20 protein-coding genes are annotated in these 19,475 nt (G+C 73.9%); 16 read left to right on the top strand and 4 right to left on the bottom strand.

Annotated features, from left to right (window positions below; translation table 11 throughout):
- Positions 1-2: 2 nt before the first annotated feature.
- The 3 genes from Q0858_RS13980 (at position 3) to Q0858_RS13970 (ending at position 2,077) form a co-directional block, all read left to right on the top strand.
- Positions 3-737, top strand: a complete 735-nt coding sequence (locus Q0858_RS13980; protein WP_366916016.1) for a sulfite exporter TauE/SafE family protein — start codon at positions 3-5, stop codon at positions 735-737.
- Positions 738-799: 62 nt separating this feature from the next.
- Entirely contained in the window at positions 800-1,726 is a 927-nt protein-coding gene (locus Q0858_RS13975) for a TauD/TfdA family dioxygenase (RefSeq protein ID WP_299055480.1), read from the top strand.
- Between the two features lie 39 nt (positions 1,727-1,765).
- The gene (locus Q0858_RS13970) at positions 1,766-2,077 is read left to right on the top strand and encodes a thiamine-binding protein (RefSeq protein WP_299055478.1); all 312 of its coding nucleotides are present in this window, start codon (positions 1,766-1,768) and stop codon (positions 2,075-2,077) included.
- 9 nt (positions 2,078-2,086) lie between these two features.
- Here the strand turns inward: Q0858_RS13970 and Q0858_RS13965 are convergent, their stop codons facing one another.
- A complete protein-coding gene (locus Q0858_RS13965) occupies positions 2,087-2,710 on the bottom strand; it encodes a hypothetical protein (RefSeq protein ID WP_299055477.1) in 624 nt (207 codons plus the stop codon).
- Between the two features lie 36 nt (positions 2,711-2,746).
- Between Q0858_RS13965 and Q0858_RS13960 the strand changes: the two genes are divergently transcribed.
- From Q0858_RS13960 to Q0858_RS13945, 4 genes are read left to right on the top strand one after another with little or no spacing between them, the layout of a single operon-like run.
- Complete coding sequence (locus tag Q0858_RS13960) at positions 2,747-3,151, top strand: YjbQ family protein (protein WP_299055475.1); 405 nt, start codon at positions 2,747-2,749, stop codon at positions 3,149-3,151.
- A 54-nt stretch (positions 3,152-3,205) separates the two neighbouring features.
- The gene (locus tag Q0858_RS13955; protein WP_299055473.1) at positions 3,206-4,069 is read left to right on the top strand and encodes a sigma-70 family RNA polymerase sigma factor; all 864 of its coding nucleotides are present in this window, start codon (positions 3,206-3,208) and stop codon (positions 4,067-4,069) included.
- 5 nt (positions 4,070-4,074) lie between these two features.
- On the top strand, positions 4,075-4,302 hold the full coding sequence (locus Q0858_RS13950; protein WP_299055733.1) for a hypothetical protein: 228 nt from the start codon (positions 4,075-4,077) through the stop codon (positions 4,300-4,302).
- Between the two features lie 23 nt (positions 4,303-4,325).
- A complete protein-coding gene (locus Q0858_RS13945) occupies positions 4,326-4,694 on the top strand; it encodes a nuclear transport factor 2 family protein (protein ID WP_299055470.1) in 369 nt (122 codons plus the stop codon).
- A gap of 26 nt (positions 4,695-4,720) precedes the next feature.
- Here Q0858_RS13945 and Q0858_RS13940 read toward each other — a convergent pair whose 3' ends face one another.
- Positions 4,721-5,614 (bottom strand): hypothetical protein, encoded by an 894-nt coding sequence (locus tag Q0858_RS13940; RefSeq protein ID WP_299055468.1) that lies wholly within the window; start codon positions 5,612-5,614, stop codon positions 4,721-4,723.
- Positions 5,615-5,649: 35 nt separating this feature from the next.
- Between Q0858_RS13940 and Q0858_RS13935 the strand changes: the two genes are divergently transcribed.
- The 7 genes from Q0858_RS13935 to Q0858_RS13905 all read left to right on the top strand — a co-directional run bounded on the left by Q0858_RS13935 (position 5,650) and on the right by Q0858_RS13905 (position 13,647).
- Entirely contained in the window at positions 5,650-6,084 is a 435-nt protein-coding gene (locus Q0858_RS13935) for an NUDIX domain-containing protein (RefSeq protein WP_299055465.1), read from the top strand.
- Positions 6,081-7,025 (top strand): SMP-30/gluconolactonase/LRE family protein, encoded by a 945-nt coding sequence (locus Q0858_RS13930; protein WP_299055462.1) that lies wholly within the window; start codon positions 6,081-6,083, stop codon positions 7,023-7,025. Before Q0858_RS13935 ends, Q0858_RS13930 begins: the two co-directional genes overlap by 4 nt.
- Positions 7,026-7,059: 34 nt before the next feature.
- Positions 7,060-8,988 (top strand): 1-deoxy-D-xylulose-5-phosphate synthase, encoded by a 1,929-nt coding sequence (gene dxs / locus Q0858_RS13925; RefSeq protein ID WP_299055460.1) that lies wholly within the window; start codon positions 7,060-7,062, stop codon positions 8,986-8,988.
- Positions 8,985-10,274 carry a hypothetical protein gene (locus tag Q0858_RS13920; protein WP_299055457.1) on the top strand — a complete coding sequence of 430 codons (1,290 nt, stop codon included), beginning with the start codon at positions 8,985-8,987 and terminating at the stop codon, positions 10,272-10,274. The genes dxs and Q0858_RS13920 overlap by 4 nt, the downstream gene beginning before the upstream one ends.
- A 17-nt stretch (positions 10,275-10,291) precedes the next feature.
- The gene (locus Q0858_RS13915) at positions 10,292-11,245 is read left to right on the top strand and encodes a PAC2 family protein (RefSeq protein ID WP_299055454.1); all 954 of its coding nucleotides are present in this window, start codon (positions 10,292-10,294) and stop codon (positions 11,243-11,245) included.
- A 55-nt stretch (positions 11,246-11,300) separates the two neighbouring features.
- A complete protein-coding gene (locus Q0858_RS13910) occupies positions 11,301-12,155 on the top strand; it encodes an acyl-CoA thioesterase II (protein ID WP_299055452.1) in 855 nt (284 codons plus the stop codon).
- Between the two features lie 199 nt (positions 12,156-12,354).
- Complete coding sequence (locus Q0858_RS13905; RefSeq protein WP_299055450.1) at positions 12,355-13,647, top strand: M23 family metallopeptidase; 1,293 nt, start codon at positions 12,355-12,357, stop codon at positions 13,645-13,647.
- Between the two features lie 43 nt (positions 13,648-13,690).
- Here the strand turns inward: Q0858_RS13905 and Q0858_RS13900 are convergent, their stop codons facing one another.
- Together Q0858_RS13900 and Q0858_RS13895 are read right to left on the bottom strand one after the other, a co-directional pair.
- On the bottom strand, positions 13,691-14,602 hold the full coding sequence (locus Q0858_RS13900; RefSeq protein WP_299055449.1) for a MaoC/PaaZ C-terminal domain-containing protein: 912 nt from the start codon (positions 14,600-14,602) through the stop codon (positions 13,691-13,693).
- Between the two features lies 1 nt (position 14,603).
- Positions 14,604-15,944, bottom strand: a complete 1,341-nt coding sequence (locus Q0858_RS13895) for a 3-oxoacyl-ACP reductase (RefSeq protein WP_299055448.1) — start codon at positions 15,942-15,944, stop codon at positions 14,604-14,606.
- Positions 15,945-16,130: 186 nt separating this feature from the next.
- Here Q0858_RS13895 and Q0858_RS13890 point away from each other — a divergent pair, with 186 nt between their 5' ends.
- Complete coding sequence (locus Q0858_RS13890; RefSeq protein ID WP_299055446.1) at positions 16,131-17,414, top strand: acetyl-CoA C-acetyltransferase; 1,284 nt, start codon at positions 16,131-16,133, stop codon at positions 17,412-17,414.
- Positions 17,415-17,481: 67 nt separating this feature from the next.
- On the top strand, positions 17,482-19,473 hold the full coding sequence (locus Q0858_RS13885) for an ATP-binding protein (RefSeq protein ID WP_299055444.1): 1,992 nt from the start codon (positions 17,482-17,484) through the stop codon (positions 19,471-19,473).
- Positions 19,474-19,475: the final 2 nt, after the last annotated feature.

Below are 19,475 nucleotides of genomic sequence, written 5' to 3'. Positions count from 1 at the left end.
TCCTGGACGGGCTCGTCGGGCTGGGCCCCTGGGTCTGGACGACGATCTTCCTCGCCGTCACGGCGGGGACCCTCGTCCAGGGCCTCGTCGGGTTGGGGCTGGGGCTGCTCGCCGCACCGGTGACGGTGCTGGTGGCGCCCCAGCTCATGCCCGACATGCTCCTGTGGCTGGTGCTGTCGCTCCCGCTGCTCACGCTCGTCCGTGACCACGAGGGCGTCGACTGGCGCGGCCTCGGCTGGGTCGTCCCCGGCCGGCTGCCGGGCATCGCCCTGGGTGTCGCGGCGGTCGCGGCCTTCTCCGACGACGCGCTCGGCGTCGCGGTCGGTCTGATGGTGCTGCTCGCGACCCTGCTGACCTGGCGCGCGGTCGACATCCCGGTCATCCGTCCGACGCTCCTCGGCGCCGGTCTCGTGTCGGGGTTCACCGGGACGACCACCTCGGTGGGCGGTCCTCCGGTCGCGCTGCTCTACCAGCACCGCCCGCCCACCCAGATCCGCAGCACCCTGGCGGTCTACTTCGTCCTGGGCGGCGTGCTGAGTCTGGCCGGCCTGGGTCTCGGCGGGCAGCTGAGCGCGGCCTCGGCGTTGGTCGCGGCCACCATGCTCCCCGCGCTCGCCCTCGGGACCGTGCTGGGCCGGGTGCTGCGCGAGCGGCTCTCCGCGGAGCGCGTCCGGCCCCTCGTGCTGCTCGCCTGTGCCGCGTCCGCGACCACCGTGCTGGTCGTGTCGCTGACCTGAGACGGCCGACGTCCTGCTAATCTCACCAATCTCTACACAGATTGTTGAGAAAGGTGTGGACGATGACGACGAGCCTCGAGGACCGGACCCTCACGGTGACGAAGATCGGCGGCCGGATCGGCGCGCGGATCGACGGCGTGCACCTGGGCGGTGACCTGGACCCCGCGACCGTGGCCGAGGTGCGGCGGGCCCTGCTGGCGCACAAGGTGGTGTTCTTCCGCGGCCAGGACCACCTGGACGACGCCGGGCAGGCGGCGTTCGCCTCGCTGCTCGGCCCGCTGACCACCGCCCACCCCACCGTCAGCACCGGCGACTCCCGCGTGCTGCGGTTCGAGGCCACCAAGGGCATGGCGGCGAACTCCTGGCACACCGACGTGACCTTCGTCGACCGCGTGCCCGCCTTCAGCGTGCTGCGCGGCGTCACCATGCCGGCGTACGGCGGCACCACGGTGTGGGCCAACACCGTCACCGCGTACGACGCCCTCCCGGCGCCGCTGCGCGCGCTCGCCGACGAGCTGTGGGCGGTGCACACCAACGAGTACGACTACGTCCGCGAGGCCGAGGACCCCGACGCGGTCGACACCGCGGCCCTGCCGAGGGACCAGTTCGCCGCCACCGTCTTCGAGACCGAGCACCCCGTCGTCCGGGTCCACCCCGAGACCGGTGAGCGGTCGCTGGTGCTGGGCCACTTCGTGAAGCGGTTCTCCGGGCTCAACTCCGCCGAGTCGGTCGCGCTGTTCACCCTGCTGCAGAACCGGGTGACGAAGCTGGAGAACACCGTCCGCTGGAGCTGGGCCGACGGCGACGTGGCGATCTGGGACAACCGCGCCACCCAGCACTACGCCGTCGCCGACTTCGACACCCAGCGCCGCGAGGTGCGCCGGGTCACCGTCTCCGGCGACGTCCCGGTCTCGGTCGACGGGCGACCCAGCCGGGTGCTCCGGGGTGACGCGTCGGCGTACTCGCGGCTGGACGAGCTGATCAGCTAGCCGCGCCGGTCCGTCGACGAGCCCCCGTACGGTGGTCGCATGATCGTCGCCTTCAGCATCGCGCCCGCCACCGCCGACGAGACCGGCGGCGTCACGGAGGCCGTGGCGGCCGCCGTGCGCGTCGTCCGGGAGTCCGGCCTGCCCCACGAGACCAACGCGATGTTCACCAACGTCGAGGGGGAGTGGGACGAGGTGATGGCCGTGGTGAAGCAGTGCGTCGACGTCGTCGCCGCCGTGTCGCCGCGGGTCTCGCTCGTGCTCAAGGCCGACATCCGCTCGGGCCGGACCGGTGAGCTGACCGGCAAGGTCGACCGTCTCGAACAGGCGCTGCGCGCCGCGGGCGAGGGCTGAGCCGACCCGTCAGTCGTGCGCCGCGGCGAGGCCGCGGATCGTGTCCAGGTCGGCCTCCAGGTCGGCGACCGGCCAGCCGAGCACCCAGGTCACCGGGCGGACCGGCTGGAGCCCGACGTCGACCGAGCCGAGCACCTGCGGTGCCGTGAACGCCTCGTCCCACCCCACCCTCCCGCGCGCCAGCAGGGTGGCCCGGTCGGGCCGCAGGCCGTCGAGCCGCAGGGTCGGGCGGCCCGGGACCTGGCGGTAGCGCGGGTTCCGCGCGTCCCTCATCGTGCCGTCGGCGCGCACGTACCCGCCGCCGTGCACGCTCCCGGCGTCCACGCTGTACCAGGGCACGACCCGGGTCCGGTACGGCCACGTCGCCGTCGTGACCAGCGCGTGCTCGTGGAGGTGGTGGCGGAAGGTCAGCACCTCCCCGAGCACGAGGAGGACCAGCAGGACACCCAGCACGAACGCGCCCGCGGCGTACGGCGGCCACCCGTCGGGACGCGTGAGCAGCAGTGGGCTGGCGAGGAGGAGCCCCACCACCAGGTGCACCGCCACCGCGGCCGGCACGCCGACGGGTCGGCGGGTGGCGAGACGGTCGCCGACACGGGCGGCGGCCTCTCCGCGCACGAGGGTCCGGGGCACCGGCGGAGCCTACGGCCGGCTGGCAGGATCGCCCGCATGGACTCCGAGACCCGCACCTACCGCACCGGCGGGCGTGACACCGTCCTCGACCTCACCGGCGACGTCCGCGAGTGGGTCCGGGGTCGCGGCGACGGGCTGCTGCACGTCTTCGTCCCGCACGCCACCGCCGGCCTCGCGATCCTGGAGACCGGCGCCGGCAGCGACGACGACCTGCTCGCCGCCCTCGAGGACCTCCTGCCCGGCGACGACCGCTGGCGTCACGCCCACGGCACCCGCGGGCACGGTCGCTCGCACGTGATGCCGGCTCTCGTGCCGCCGTACGCCACGGTGCCGGTGCTCGGCGGGCACCTCACCCTCGGCACGTGGCAGAGCGTGTGCCTGGTCGACCTGAACGTCGACAACCACGAGCGCGAGGTCCGGTTCAGCTTCCTGGCGGGGTAGCGGTCACACCTGTGAGGGTCCACCCGTCAGAGGGGTGTGACGAGCGGAGACCCGATGGACGAGGCGGAGCGGGGCCGGGCCTTCGAGGCCGAGCGGCCTCGGCTGGTGCGGGTCGCGAGCCGCGTGCTCGGCGACGCGAGCGAGGCGGAGGACGTCGTCCAGCAGGCCTGGCTGCGGTTCGACCGCGTGGACCGGGAGTCCATCGACAGCCTCCCGGCCTGGCTGACCACGGTGACCACCCGGCTCTGCCTGGACCGGCTGAGGGCCAGGACCCCGCTCCTGCTCGGCGAGGTCGAGCCCGAGGGCACGGTGCCCGACCCCGCCGACGAGGCGGTCCTCGCTGACACGGTGGCCGTGGCGCTGCAGGTGGTCCTCGACCGGCTGACCCCCTCCGAGCGGGTGGCCTTCGTGCTGCACGACAGCTTCGGGTTCGAGCACGCGACGATCGCCGCCGTCCTGGACACCACGCCCGCGGCGGCGCGGAAGCTCGCCTCGCGGGCCCGGGCCAAGGTCGCCCAGCCGGCCCGCGAGGACGCGCTCGCCGACCACGTGGTCGTGGACGCCTTCATGGCCGCCGCCCGCGGCGGCGACCTCGACGGCCTGCTGCGGCTGCTGGCCCCGGACGTCGAGGTCCGCGCGGACGCTGCCGCCGTCGGCGTGGGCACCCCGGAGCGGCTGAGCGGCGCGGCGGAGGTGGCCGCGTTCTTCGACGGCAGCGCCCACGCCGCCCTGCCGGTGCAGCTGGGGGACCGGCCCGGCTACGCCTGGTTCCACCGCGGGGAGGCGAAGGTCCTCTTCGACTTCACCGTGGCCGACGGCGTCGTACGACGCCTCGACTTCCGCGCCGCACCGGACGTGCTCGCGCGGGTGACCCGACGAGACACCAGGCACGACGACACCCAGGAGGAACGACCGTGAAGACCATGACCTGCCGCCAGCTCGGTGGCCCCTGCGACCTCGCCCACCGCGGCGAGAGCGCCGACGATGTCATCAACGCCCAGGACCAGCACCTCAAGGCCGCCGAGAAGGAGGGCGACGCTACCCACCAGGAGGCCCGGGACGCGATGAAGGGTCGTTGGCGGCACCCGAAGCGCTCGCTCGACTGGTACCGGCAGATGAAGCAGGACTTCGCGGCCCTCCCGGAGGACTGAGTTTCCTGCGACCATCGCCTCGCATGGACGCCGAGACCGCCCTCGCCCGCTTCGCCGCGACCATCGACGCCCACGACTGGGAGGGCCTGCGCGCGCTGCTGCACCCGGACTTCGTCTGCCGTCTGGTCCACACCGGCGAGGAGTTCGCGCGCGACGCGTGGGTCGACTTCAACGCCGAGTACCCCGGTTTCGAGCGGCTGCACCTCGACGACTCGGTCGTCAGCGGCGACCGGGCGGTCGGCCGCGCCCACGTGGTCGGCCGCGACGGCTCCGGGGAGCCACAGCACTTCGCGGTCGCCAGCTTCCTGACGTTGCGCGACGGGCTGATCGTCGAGAGCGTCGAGGTCTGGGCCGACCTGTACGGCGGTCCGCCGTCCGAGCGGCGGGCGTGACCGAGGCTTCTCCCGCGGGCGCGCGCTCAGACCCGCCGCAGGAACGCCGCCGCGATCGCCGCGGCACGGTCGGGCGCGGTGTCGAGGAAGAACGAGGGCTCGCACAGCTCCAGCTCGAGCAGGAGCGGGCCGTCCGGGGTGGGCAGCAGGTCGACCCGGGCGTAGAGCGGCGCGGCGCTGCCCCCGGGAACGGCGGCCAGCGCGCGCCGGGCGACCTCGACCTCCAGCGGGGTGGGCTCGCGGGCGGTGATCTCCTCCTGCTTGAAGAGTCCCTCCACGAGCTCGTCGCCGACGGTGAGCAGCGCCCCCTTGCGGAAGGCGTGCGAGATCTCGCCGTCGATCGCCACGACCCCGGTCTCCCCGGCCTCGTCGACCTCGCTCAGGTAGGGCTGGACGAGCGCGGTGAAGCCGTCGGCGGTCAGCGCGGCGACGTGGGCCCGCGAGCGGTCCGCCTCGTCGGCACCGAACCGCAGCGCGCCCCGGGAGCCGGCGCCGACGCTGGGCTTCACGACGTGCTCGACGTCGAGGTAGGGGTGCTCGACCGACGCGTGCGCCTCGTCCGGTGCGACGAACGCCGACGGCACGGTCGGCACGCCGGCGGCCGCCAGGTCGGCGAGGTAGCGCTTGTCGGTGCTCCACCGCAGCAGCGCGGGCGGGTTCTCCAGGCGGGTCAGGGCGGCGACGCGGTCGACCCAGGCGAGGAACTCGTCGAGCCGCTCGGCGTAGTCCCACGTCGAGCGCACCACCACGAGGTCGTACGACGCCCAGGCGGCGTCGTCGAGGGCGGCGTCGTCCCAGACCAGCGGGGTCGCGGTGGCGCCGGCGGCCCGCAGCGCCTCGGCCAGCAGGCGGCCCTCGTCGTCGAGGTCGGGGACCTCGGAGCAGGTGGCCAGGCCGATGCGGGGAGAGGGCGTGCTCATGCCGCCCACCCTGCCAGGGGCCTACCGTGGCGACCGTGACGGACAGCAGGAGAGTCCCAGACTTCGCCAGCGTCGCCGTGGTCGACGGCCGCGGCCTGGTGCTCATGCAGGAGCGCGACGAGCACCCCGTGATCGACCCCGAGTGCTGGGGCCTGCCGGGGGGTGCGATCGAGGCGGGGGAGACCCCGGAGCGGGCCGCGCACCGTGAGCTCGACGAGGAGACCGGCCTCGCCGCGCCGTCCCTGACGCCGCTGGGCGCCTTCCGCGTCGACCACCCGGTCGTCGGCCCGCATGACTGCCACCTCTTCGTCACCCGGCTGGACGTCACGGACGCCGACGTCGTCTGCGGGGAGGGCAGGCGGATGGTCTTCGTGGACCCCGCGACGGCCCCGTCCCTGCCGCTGACGCTGGCCGCCCGGACCGTCTGGCCGAGCCTGCTCGCCTCCCCGCAGCTCGGGGCGGGGCGATGAGGCTGACCGTCCACCCCGTCCCCGGAGTCGGGCCCGAGGACGTCCTCGTCACCACGGCGGGCCCGCACGAGGGCTCGGTCCTGGTCGGCGTGGACGACGGGTCCCTGCTGCGCGTCTCCTCCGACGGGTCCCGGATCACCCGGGTCGCCGACACCGGGGGCCGCCCGCTGGGCCTCGAGTGGCTGCCCGACGGCCGGGTGCTGGTGTGCGACAGCACCCGCGGCCTGCTGGCCGTGGACGCGGCCTCCGGGGCGGTCGAGCCGCTGGTGAGCACCGTCGACGGGCGGGCGATGCGGTTCTGCAACAACGCCGCCGTCGCCGCCGACGGCACGATCTGGTTCACCGACTCCTCCCTGCACCACGGCCGCGAGCAGTGGGAGGAGGAGATGGCGCAGGACACCCGCACCGGTCGCCTCCTGCGCCGCGACCCCGACGGGACCCTCGCCGTCGTGCTGGACGACCTCGGGTTCGCCAACGGCGTCGCCCTCGACCCCGCCGGTGCCTGGCTGACCGTCAACGAGACGTCCGCGGCCCGGATCCGTCGCCACCACCTCGCCGGACCGCGCGCCGGGAGCACCGAGGTCCTCGTCGACGGCCTGCCGGGTTACCCCGACAACGCCTCCGTCGGCTCCGACGGCCTCGTCTGGGTGGCCCTGGCGAGTCCGGTCGTCGGCCTCCTCGGCCTGGTCCAGCGGGCCCCGCTGGCGATGCGCCGCCTGGCGACCCGCGCCCCCGGGCCGCTGAAGCCCTCCCCGGGCCGCACCGTCCACGTCCAGGCGTACGACGGCGCCACCGGCGCGCTGGTCCACGACCTCGACGCGACCCGTCTCGCGACCGGCGACGCGGCGTTCCACTTCGTCACCGGGGTCCGCGAGCACGAGGGCCGGGTGTGGCTGGGCAGCCTCGAGGCGCCCGCCCTCGCCGTCCTCGACGCGGACTGAGCCGTGTGGGGACCCGGCCTCTAGGCTGGGAGTCATGGGCCTGCTCGACGGAGTCACCGGACCACGCGACCTGCGTGCGCTGGACGACGACCAGCTGGACAGCCTCGCGGTCGAGATCCGCGACGTCCTGGTCGCCACCTGCGCGCGCACCGGGGGACACCTCGGCCCGAACCTGGGCGTCGTCGAGCTGACCATGGCGATCCACCGGGTCTTCGACTCCCCGCGTGACCGCGTCGTCTTCGACACCGGCCACCAGGCCTACGTCCACAAGCTGCTGACGGGCCGCCGCCCCGGCTTCGACACCCTGCGCCAGGAGGGTGGCCTCAGCGGCTACCCCAGCCAGGCCGAGTCGCCCCACGACATCGTCGAGAACTCCCACGCCTCCACCGCCCTGTCGTACGCCGACGGGCTGGCCAAGGCGTACGCCGTCCGCGGCGAGGACCGCCACGTCGTCGCGGTCATCGGCGACGGCGCGCTGACCGGCGGCATGGCCTGGGAGGCGCTCAACAACATCGCGATCGCCGAGGACTCGCGCCTGGTGATCGTCGTCAACGACAACGGCCGCTCGTACACGCCCACCATCGGCGGCCTCGCGACCGCGCTGACCAGCCTGCGCACCGACCCGCGCTACGAGCAGGTCCTCGACCTGGTGAAGAAGCGCCTCAACGCCGTCCCCGGCATCGGCCCGATGGCCTACGACGCGCTGCACGCGGTGAAGAAGGGCATGAAGGACGCCCTCGCCCCGCAGGGCCTCTTCGAGGACCTCGGCCTCAAGTACGTCGGCCCCGTCGACGGCCACGACCGCTCCGCCCTGGAGGCCGCCCTCGCTCGGGCGAAGCGCTTCGACGGGCCCGTCATCGTGCACGCGCTCACCCGCAAGGGCTTCGGGTACGACGCCGCGGAGCAGCACGTGGAGGACCAGTTCCACTCGCTGGGCCCGTTCGACGTCGACACCGGCATCGAGAACGCCAAGGCCTCCAGCTGGACCGACGTCTTCGGTGACGAGATCGTCAAGGTCGGACACCGCCGGCCCGACGTCGTCGCGATCACCGCCGCGATGATGCACCCGGTCGGCCTGCACCACTTCCAGGCCCACTTCCCCGACCGCACCTGGGACGTCGGGATCGCCGAGCAGCACGCCGCGACCTCGGCGGCCGGCATGGCGATGGGCGGCCTGCACCCGGTCGTCGCGGTCTACGCCACCTTCCTCAACCGCGCCTTCGACCAGGTCCTCATGGACTGCGCGCTGCACCGCTGCGGCGTCACCTTCGTGCTCGACCGGGCCGGCGTCACCGGCGACGACGGCGCCAGCCACAACGGCATGTGGGACATGTCGGTCCTCCAGGTCGTGCCCGGTCTCCGCATCGCCGCTCCCCGTGACGGCACCCGGCTGCGCGAGCTGCTGAACGAGGCCGTCGAGGTTGACGACGCCCCGACCGTCGTGCGGTTCCCCAAGGGCCCGCCGCCCGCCGACCTGGAGGCGGTCGACCGCGCCGGCGGCTGCGACGTCCTGCTGCGCTCGACCGGTGCGGAGGGCACCCGCGACGTCCTCGTCGTGGGCGTGGGTTCCATGGCCACCACCGCGGTCGACGTCGGACGCCGCCTGGTCGACCAGGGCATCGGTGTCACCGTCGTCGACCCGCGCTGGGTCAAGCCCGTCGACCCCGCGCTCGTCGACCTCGCCCGGACGCACCGGCTCGTGGTCAGCGTCGAGGACAACGGCCGCGTCGGCGGATGCGGCTCCGTGCTGCTCCAGGCCCTCGTCGACGCCGGCGTGGACGTCCCGTTCCGCCTGCACGGCATCCCGCAGGAGTTCATGGACCACGCCAAGCGGGCGACGATCCTCGAGCGGGTGGGCCTCGACGCCCAGACGCTGGCGCGCGGCATCGTCGAGGACGTCACCGCCCTCGGGGGCGCCGACGCTCCCGCGCCCGGCCACCTCCGGGGCGACGTCCCCCGGTGAACCGCCCCCCGGCCCCGGTCGGCTCGGCACGGACCGGCCTGGTCGGGCTCGTGGTCCTGGCCGCCCTGACGACCACGGCGGGCTGCTCCTGGCTCGAGGACGGCCCGGTCGCGGCCCCGCCGGCCCGCGAGCCCGCTCCGCCGACCCTGCTCGAGGACGCCGACGCGCTCGCCGGGGCGGTCGACGACGCCCTCGACCGCCGCGCCCGGGCCCTGCGACGGGGTGACGCCGACGCCGTGGTCGCCCAGACCGTCGCCGAGGAGGAGGCACGCCGGGCGCAGCGGCGCTACACCGTCAACCTGTCCCGGCTGCCCGTGGGCGTGTTGCGCTACGAGCGGCCGCCCGAGGTCACGGTCGACGACGACCTGGTGCGGGTGCGCGTCCGCCAGGTGCTCCAGCTGTCCCGGTTCGACGCCGCGCCCGTCCGCTCCGAGCACGAGCTCGTCTGGCAGCCGGTCCGCGGGGAGGAGCTGCGGCTCGTCTCCGAGCTGCCCGTCTCGCCCGACGCGTCCGCGGGCGGCGCCCAGCCGTGGGACGTACGACCGATCGGGACGGTCCGCGACGGCGGCGTGCTCGGCGTCTTCGACGTCGGCAGCATCGACAGCGGCGAGGAGGTCGTCGACGCGACGGCGGCCGCCGTCCGCGAGGTCCGCGAGGTCGTGCCCTACCGCTGGACCCGACCGGTGGTCGTCTACGCGCCCTCCGACCTGCTCCTGCTCGACTCCGTCGCCGGACTGCCCGGAGGGGACCCGGAGCGGCTCGACGGCGTCGCGATCCCGATCCGGTCGGACCCGGACGGCCCCGTGATCTCCGAGCGGGTGGTGCTCAACCCCCGGATGCTCACGGCCGACGAGACCGAGCGCGGCCGCCTGCTGCGCCACGAGCTCACCCACGTCGCGCTCGGCGCCCGCGACGAGCTGGTGCCCCGTTGGCTCGCCGAGGGCATCGCCGAGTGGGTCTCGGTGCAGCCGCTGGAACTGGGGGACCGGCTGCTGTCGTCGGCCGCCCTCACCGAGGCACGGCGGGGGCTCACCGACCTGCCCGACGACGGCGGGTTCAACGAGGGTCCGCGCTCGAGCGCCAACTACGACGTGGCCTGGCAGGTGTGCGAGGAGATCGCGGCCGTGTTCGGCCCGGACGCGCTGTGGACGCTCCTCGAGGCGATGGACGTGCGGGGCGACGCCGGTGGCGGTGACCCGGACCGGGTGCTGCGGCAGGTGCTGGGCACCACCGGCCCCGAGCTCGCCGCCGCGGCGACCGACCGGATCCTGCGCCAGTACGGCTGACGGCTAGGTTTGACCCCATGAGTACGTCGGGTCGTCTGGTCCACATCGTCGACGACGTCGAGGGTCTCGCAGCGGACGCCCGGGAGGGCGAGGGTCCCGCCCTGGTCCTGTCGTTGGACGGGTTCCTCGACGCCGGCAGCGCCGCCGGCCTCGCCGCCCGCCACCTGGCCGGCCTCGTGGAGGGACCCGTGGTGGCGACGTTCGACGTCGACGCGTTCTACGACTACCGGGCCCGTCGCCCGCCCGTCACCTTCGCCCGCGACCACTACACCGACTACGAGGCGCCCCGGCTGGTCGTGCGCCTGCAGCGAGACGCCGCGGGGACGCCGTACCTGCTGCTCACCGGGCCGGAGCCGGACAACCGCTGGGAGGCGTTCTGCCGCGCCGTGCGCGAGGTCGTCGAGCGGTTCTCCGTCTCCCGCGTCGTCGGCATGGGGGCGGTGCCGATGGCGGTGCCGCACACGCGACCCATCACGTTCACCGAGCACGCCAACGCCCCGGCCCGCCGCGCCGACCTGCTCACCACCACGAGCCCGTGGGACGGCGAGATGCGGGTGCCCTCCAGCGCCCAGGCGCTGCTGGAGGTCCGGCTGGGGGAGTGGGGCCAGCCGGCGCTGGGCTACGTCGCCCACGTGCCGCACTACCTGGCGCAGCTGGAGTACCCGGCCGCCTCGGTCGTGCTGCTGGAGCACGTCGAGCGGGCCGCCGCCATCGCCGTCGACCTGACGGCCCTGCGCGAGGCCGCGGCCACGCGCGCCGACGAGGTCGCCGAGTACCTCGCCGAGCACCCCGAGGTCGCGGAGGTCGTCGTCGGCCTCGAGCGGCAGTACGACGCGTTCCGCCGGGCCGAGGAGTCCGGCGAGGGTCTGCTGGCCCCCGACCGGCCGCTCCCCACCGCCGAGGAGCTCGGCGACGAGTTCGAGGAGTTCCTCGCCCGCCTCGACCGCGGCGACGAGCCGCCCCGCACCTGAGACCCACCGCCTGAGACCCACCCCCTGAGACCCACCCAGCGCCCCAGGAGGCACCGTGCCCCGGTCAGCCGACGAGCTCGTCGAGCTCCTCGACCTCGAGACCCTCGACGACAACCTGTTCCGCGGCCGCCAGCCGACGGTGAAGACGCGCCAGCGCGTCTTCGGCGGGCAGGTGGCGGCGCAGGCCCTCGTCGCGGGCACCCACACGGTGGACCCGGCGTTCGAGGCGCACTCGATGCACTGCTACTTCCTGCGCCCGGGCGACAGCGAGATCCCGATCCTGTACGACGTCGAGGCGCTCCGCGACGGCCGGTCGTTCATGACCCGGCGCGTCGTCGCCCGTCAGCACGGCCGGTCGATCTTCTTCCTCACCGCCAACTTCCAGCGCGTCGAGGAGGGCCTCGAGCACGCCGACGCCATGCCCGAGGTCCCCGGCCCGGACGAGGCGATGCGGCTCGTCGACATCGTCGGCTCGGCCGGCGAGGAGGCCCGGGAGCGCTGGGAGCAGGAGTGGGCGGCGCTCGACGTGCGGTACGTCGTCCCCCCGAAGGGTGAGCGGCAGCACGGGGCGCGGTTGTGGATCCGCGTGGACGGCGACCTCCCCGACGACCGGCTGACCCACCTCGCCGCGTTCACCTACGCCAGCGACCTGACCCTGCTCGGGGCCTCGCTGGTGCCGCACGACCTGCTGATCGGGGACCCGCGGATCCAGCCGGCGTCCCTCGACCACGCCGTCTGGTTCCACCGTCAGTTCCGTCCGGACCGGTGGTGGCTCTACGACCAGGCGTCGCCCTCGGCCAGCGGCGGTCGCGGTTTCGCGACCGCCCGCGTCTTCACCGAGGACGGCCGTCTGGTCGCCTCGGTCGCGCAGGAGGGGCTCATCCGCCTGACGGCGAACAAGCCCGCATAGCACTACACCGTTGTAATTCACGGGATCTGGGTGACAGACACGCCGACGCATGTCACGGTTGTGACTGCTGTGACGAATGAGCACTCCTGAGAAGGATGTGACTCGCCGTCTCCCCCGATCTCGAGGACGTCGAATGCCCTTCCCGCCACGTCGCTCCCTGCGCCGTTCCGTCGCTCTGCTGACCACCGCGGCTCTCGCCGTGACGACCCTCGGACTGGCGAGCGCCTCGGCGTCCGCCGCCGACAAGGACCGGAAGAAGGACCGGGGCCAGGACCGCGGCACCCTGACGATCCCGAACGACCCCGTCGGCAGCGTCGTCGACGGCGTGCGCATCGACGGCTCGAAGGAGAAGGGCGCGAAGCGCAAGGACCGCGACCGGATCGAGGTCCAGGCCAGCACCCGGCCGCAGACCGCGTTCCAGATGCCGTTCCGCTGCGGCGAGGACTGGTACGGCTCCACGCGCTCCTCGCACAGTCCCAGCGTCCTGTCGGTCGACTGGAACCGCACCGACGACTTCGACATGCCGGTCGTCTCGTCCGCGGACGGGAAGGTCACCACCGCCACCCGGTCCTCGAGCGGCTACGGCAACTGGGTCGTCGTCGACCACGGCAACGGCGAGTCGACCCTGTACGCCCACCTCAACTCGATCGCCGTGGGCGTCGGCGCGGAGGTCGACTCCGGCGACATGGTCGGCCGGCTCGGCACCACGGGCAACAGCACCGGCCCCCACCTGCACTACGAACAGCGCCGCAACGGCAGCGTGATCCACCCCTGGTTCGACGGCAAGGAGTTCGCGTTCGGCACGACCCTCGTGTCGAAGAACTGCGCCCAGGCCGAGCTGCCCACCGCGCCGTACGCCGGCGACGTGCCGCTCGCGGCGAACGTGCTGGGCGGGCGTGCCGACGACGCCACCGTGTGGCGCCGCGCCACCGGTCGCTTCGAGACGCGACGCCCCGACGGCGGGATGTTCCGACGCCAGATGGGCGGCGGCACCGACCGCCCCGTGATGGGCGACTGGGGCGGCACGGGCAAGGCCCTGCCCGGCGTCTGGAACGGCAACGACCGCACCTTCCGCCTCAAGACCCCGCAGGGCCCGCAGGAGTTCCGCTTCGGCTACAAGGGCAACGTGCCCCTCGCCGGCGACTGGGACGGCGACGGTCGCGACGAGGTCGGCGTCTGGCGAGCCAACGTGACCCGCTTCGACCTGCGCGGCCACGACGGCGGCATCTACCGCAAGATCACCTTCGGCAAGGCCGGTCAGCTGCCGTTCGTCGGTGACTGGAACGGCGACGGCCGGACGGACGTCGGTCTGTACGACCGCGAGACCCGCACCTTCACCCTCCGCTACCCCGTGGGCACGACCAAGACGTTCGTGCTCGGGGCGCGCGGCGCCCTCCCGGTCGCCGGCGACTGGGACGGCGACGGCTACAGCGAGGTCGGCGCCTGGGACCCCGCCACCGGCAGCTTCGCCAAGCAGGCGGACTTCCGCTGAGCCACCGCTGAGGCCTGGCGGAGCAACCCGCTGACGGGACCCGTCAGGGACGGCTCGTGCGCCCCACCAGGTGCGGCGAGCCGTCCTTCGGCGAGGTCAGGGAGAACAGGTAGCCGCCGGGCCCGTCGTCCGCGACGGGCCGGGAGCCGAAGGCGACGCTGCCCGGGAGCAGGATCGGCTTCTTGAAGGCCACCTGCACCCGGGCGCCGCCGTCCCCGTCGAGACGGTTCTCGAGGGCGGCGACGCAGCGGGCCAGGCTCCACATCCCGTGCGCGATGTGGCGCGGGAACCCCAGCGGCTTCGCCGTCAGCGGGTGGAGGTGGATCGGGTTGTGGTCGCCCGACACGGCGGCGTAGCGCCGGCCCAGGTCGGCGGGCAGCGGCCAGCGCACCCCGGTGCCGGGGGTCGTCTCGATCCGCAGCCCGGCGGGGGCTGCCTCGTCGCCCTTCCCGCGGCGCAGGTACGTCGACGTGCTCTCCCAGACGGTCTCGTCACCGACGGTGGCCGTCGCGGAGAAGACCAGCGCGGTGCCCTTGGCGTGCGGACGGGCCTCCGAGGCCTCGACGCGCAGACCGAGGGCCTCGCCGACCCGGACCGGGCGGTGGGAGGTGATGTCGTTCTCCATGTGCACGGTCCCGACCGCGGGGAACGGGAACGCCGGGTCGGTCATGATCGCCGTGTGCAGCCCGAAGGCGAGCACGTGGGGGTAGGGCAGCGGGACGGTGTCCTTCACCGGGAAGCCGCACACCGCGGCGTACGCCTCGACGTGGTCGCGCTCGACCGTCACCGGCGCGCGGTGGTAGGCCAGGCCGTCGTACGACGAGCGCGGGGCCTTGCGGACGCCAGGCAGCCGGTTGACCACGGGCAGCAGCGGGAGCGCGGCGCGGGCGATCGTGGCCAGCCCGCCGGGCTCGCCCGTCAGCTCCTTGTCGACCACGCCGTCCTGCGACGCCACCTCAGGCCCCCAGCATCATCTGGCCGCACACGCGGACCACGTTGCCGTTGACCGCGGTGGAGCCCGGGTGGGCGTACCAGGCGATGGTCTCGGCGACGTCCACCGGCAGGCCGCCCTGCGCCATCGCGTTGAGGCGCTGGCCGACCTCGCGGGTGGCGAACGGGACCGCCGCGGTCATCTTCGTGATGATGAACCCGGGGGCGACCGCGTTGACGGTGATGCCGTCGCCGACCTCGGGCGCGAGGGAGTCGACGAGGCCGATGACGCCCGCCTTCGAGGCGGCGTAGTTGGTCTGACCGACGTTGCCGGCGATGCCGGCGATGGAGGCGACGCCGATGATGCGGCCGTTGGCGTTGACCACGCCCTGCTCCAGCAGCTCGCGGGAGATGCGCTCGGGGGCGGTCAGGTTCACCGCGATGACGGACTCCCAGCGGTCGGCCTTCATGTTGGCGAGCTTCTTGTCGCGGGTGATGCCGGCGTTGTGGACGACGATGTCGACGCCGCCGTGCTTGTCCTTGAGGTGCTGCGCGATGCGCTGCGGGGCGTCCTTCGCGGTGATGTCGAGGGCGAGGTGGTCGCCGCCGAGCTCCTGGACCAGCGACACCAGGTCGCTGGCGGCCTGCGGGACGTCGACGCCGACGACGGTGGCGCCGTCGCGGTGCAGGACGCGGGCGATCTGCTCGCCGATGCCGCGGCTGGCGCCGGTCACCAGCGCGACCTTGCCCGCCAGCGGCTTCTCGGCGACGGCGGGCTCCTCCGCGACGGTGGTCGTGCCGTGGACGCCGATGCGGACCACCTGACCGGACACGTACGCCGACTTCGGCGACAGCAGGAACGCCAGCGTCGAGGCGGTCGCCTCCTCGGCGCCGGGGGCGACGTACACGAGCTGGCTGGTGCCGCCGCGGCCGACCTCCTTGCCGAGCGAGCGGGTGAAGCCCTCCAGCGCCCGCTGCGCGACCCGCTCGGAGGCGGACTGCGTGTGGGCGGGGTCGGTGCCGAGGACGACGAGGCGCGGGCAGGACTCCAGCCGGCGCATCACGGGCGTGAAGAACTCGGTGAGCGCGACGAGCCCGGCGGAGTCGGTGATGCCCGTGGCGTCCAGGACGAGGCCCTTGAACCGCCCGTCGCCCTCCGCCTCGGTGCGGACCTCGACACCGAGGTCCTTCAGCAGGGTCGGGAGCAGACCCGCCAGCCGCCCGTCGCCGCCGACCAGGACGGTGCCGTCGACCAGGGGGGCGCCCTCGGTCCAGCGGTCGAGCCGGACGGGCGAGGGGAGGCCGAGGTTCTTGACCAGCAGCTTGCCGATCGGGGTGCTGACGAAGCCTTGGTAGCGGTCGCTCATGGTCCTGCGGGTCCTCACTGTCGACATCGGGGTCGGTCATCGGCTCGGGCACCGGGCCGGGACACTTGTGTAACGCGATGTGTAACTCGGTGTCCATTGTTGGTGAGATGGGACTCACCGGGCTGCGGATCCAGGTTACTCATCAGTAGTCTGGACGCGGCCAGACCCCGAGCACCAGGAGCTCCCATGCAGGAGAAGACCCGTCGCGTCGCGATCGTCGGCGGCAACCGCACGCCCTTCGCGCGATCGAACGGCGCGTACTCGACCGCCTCCAACCAGGACATGCTCACCGCGGCCCTCGACGGGCTGGCCGACCGGTACGACCTGGCCGGCGAGCGGCTGGGTGAGGTCGTCGCCGGGGCGGTGCTGAAGCACTCCCGCGACTTCAACCTCACCCGCGAGGCGGTGCTGGGCTCCCGGCTCGCGCCCGAGACCCCGGCCACCGACATCCAGCAGGCCTGCGGGACAGGTCTGCAGGCCGTCATCCAGGTGGCCAACAAGATCGCCCTCGGACAGATCGAGTCCGGGATCGCCGGCGGCTCCGACACCGCCTCCGACGCCCCGATCGCCGTGGGCGAGGGGCTCCGCAAGAAGCTGCTCGCCGCCAACCGCGCGAAGACCACCCAGGGCAAGCTCGCTGCCCTGTCGCGCATCCGGCCGGCCGACCTCGTGCCCGCCATCCCGCAGAACTCCGAGCCGCGCACCCGGATGTCGATGGGCGAGCACGCCGCCCTGACCGCCGTCGAGTGGCAGGTCGGCCGTGAGGAGCAGGACGAGCTCGCCGCCGCGTCGCACGCCCACCTCGCGGCGGCGTACGAGCGGGGTTTCCTCGACGACCTCGTGACGCCGTTCCGTGGTCTCGAGCTCGACGACAACCTGCGCCCCGACAGCTCGGTGGAGAAGCTCGCGAAGCTCAAGCCGGTCTTCGGCAAGGGTGCGGCCGCCACGATGACGGCCGGCAACTCGACGCCGCTGACCGACGGCGCCTCCGCGGTGCTGCTGGCCTCCGAGGAGTGGGCGGCCGAGCGCGGCCTGCCCGTGCTCGCCTACCTGACGGCGTACGAGACGGCGGCGGTCGACTACGTCCACGGCGGCGAGGGGCTGCTGATGGCGCCGGCGTACGCGATGCCGCGGATGCTCGCCCGGGAGGGCAAGGACTTCGGCTCGTTCGACTTCTACGAGATCCACGAGGCCTTCGCCTCCCAGGTGCTCGCGACCCTGAAGGCGTGGGAGGACCCGGTGTTCTGCAAGGAGCGCCTCGGCCTCGACGACGTGCTGGGCGCGGTCGACCGGGAGCGGCTGAACGTGGTGGGCTCCTCGCTCGCGGCGGGCCACCCGTTCGCGGCCACCGGTGGGCGGATCGTCGCGACCCTCGCCTCCCTGCTCGCGGAGAAGGGTTCCGGCTCCGGCGTCATCTCGGTGTGCGCGGCCGGCGGGCAGGGAGTGACCGCGATCCTGGAGCGTCCCTGAGGGTGGCGGTAGAGTGTCGGCCGCGGTCGGCGCTCGCCCGGCTGCGCACCGGACGACAGGGGTGGGGGTGTCCGTTCGTGGGGGCGGGGCCGCGGTCTTCGTGGTCGGACTTCTCGCCGTCGTCGGACTCGGGCTCGGCGCCCGGGTCGCCACGGCGATCGGCGCTCAGTCCCTCGCGCTCGTGTGGCCTGCGTCCGGCGCGGCGCTGCTCTGGTACCTGGCCAGTCGTGGACGGCTCGGGCGGTCCCTGAGTCTCGCCGCCATGACCGTCGCGGTCGCGCTGGTCATGGTCGTCACCGGCTCGGGCTGGAGCCTCGCCTGGATCGTGGCGGTGGCGGCGAGCGTGCAGACGGTGTGCTGCGCGCTCCTGCTCCGACAGTGGGCACCCTCCCTGCTCGGGGTGCGCGGTGGTGCCAGCCTGCACGACCTGCGGTCCCTCGTCGGGTTCCTCGGTGCGCTGCTCCTGGGCACCCTGGTCGGCGCCCTGCTGGCGAGCGGGCTCATCGACCTCGTCGTCCCCGAGCAGCCGCGCGGCTCGGGGGTCGCCGACTGGTGGGGACGCCACTTCGCCGGCGTCGTGATCGTCGGCGCCGTCGGCCACCTGGTCTGGGAGTGGTGGCGCGCGCGGCGCGGGATCGCCCCCGTCCGCGCGGTGTCCGCACCCCATCCCCGGACGCCGTACGCGGGGTGGCCGGAGGTGCTGGCCCTGGTCCTGGTCGCCGTGACGACGTACGGCTTCGTGTTCACCTACGGCCGGGCCCAGCTGGCGTTCGCCCTCGTGAGCGTGGCCGTCTGGGCCGGTGCCCGGCTGCCCACCCTCTGGGCAGGGCTGCTGTCCGCCTGCTGCGGGACCGCCGCCTGCGGGCTCACCCTGGCGGGGATCGGACCCTTCGCCAGCCTCGAGACGCCCCAGCTCAACGCGCTCGTGACGCAGGCCTTCGTCCTCACCGTCGCGCTGACCACCCTCGCCGTCGCCGTCGGGCGGGACGAGCGGCTCGCGCTGCTCGCCGAGCTGGCAGAGGCCAACCGTCACGCCGGCGCCCGGATCGAGCTGCTGGACGCGGTCACCGAGGCGATGGACGAGGGCATCGCCGTCGTCGACGCGGAGGGCACGGTCGTCCGCAGCAACAGGGCGGCCTCGTCGGTGGTCACCGCGGAGATCTACCGGCTCGACGGGTCACGGATCGCGGAGGACGACCGCCCGTCGTACCGGGCCCGGCGGGAGGGTCGGACGATCCTCGAGGACGTCGCGATCGCCGGTCCCGGCGGCAGCCGCCGGATCATCGCCCTGCGCGCGGTGCCGCTGTCCCAGGGGGTCGTCGACGGGGAGCCCGCCGCCGCGCTGGTGGTCTCGCGCGACGTGACGGACGAGCGGGTCGCGCAGGACCGCCTCCACGAGTTCGCCGAGGTCGCGGCCCACGACCTGCGGACGCCGCTGACCGCGACGCGCGGGTGGGTCGAGCAGGCGGCGGACCTCGTCGAGGACCTGCCGCCCGGGCCGGCGCGGGACGGGCTCGCCCACGCACTCTCCCGCGCCGAGCGCACCGCCGACCGCATGGCCGAGCTGATCCGCGACCTGTTGGCCAGCGCCGGGAAGTCGACGCTGGAGCCCGAGACGGTGTCGCTGGCCGGCCCCGGTGGTCTGCTGCCCGGGATCGCCCGCGAGCAGCGGTGCGAGCCCTACCTCGTGGTCGACGCGTCGCTCCCGGCGCTGCACGCCGACCGGGACCTGTGCCACCAGCTCTTCACCAACCTCGTCAGCAACGCGGTCAAGTACGTCGCCCCCGGGGTCGAGCCCCGGGTCGAGGTGACCGGCGAGGTGCACGGCGGCCGTGCCGTGATCCGCGTCGGCGACAACGGGATCGGCGTCCCCGACGACCAGCGGGAGCAGATCTTCGACCGCCTGTACCGGGCACCGACGTCCGCCGGCTCGTACGCCGGGACCGGGTTGGGCCTGTCGATCTGCCGTGACGTCGTCGAGCGCCACGGGGGATCGATCCGCTGCGAGGCCCGACCGCAGGGCGGCACGACCTTCGTCGTCGAGCTCCAGGCCGCGTAGGG

The sequence above is a fragment of the uncultured Nocardioides sp. genome (assembly GCF_947489365.1).
Lineage (GTDB): Bacteria > Actinomycetota > Actinomycetes > Propionibacteriales > Nocardioidaceae > Nocardioides.
Note: the sequence above shows the minus strand (reverse complement) of the source record. Positions and strands in the feature narration are given on the sequence as shown.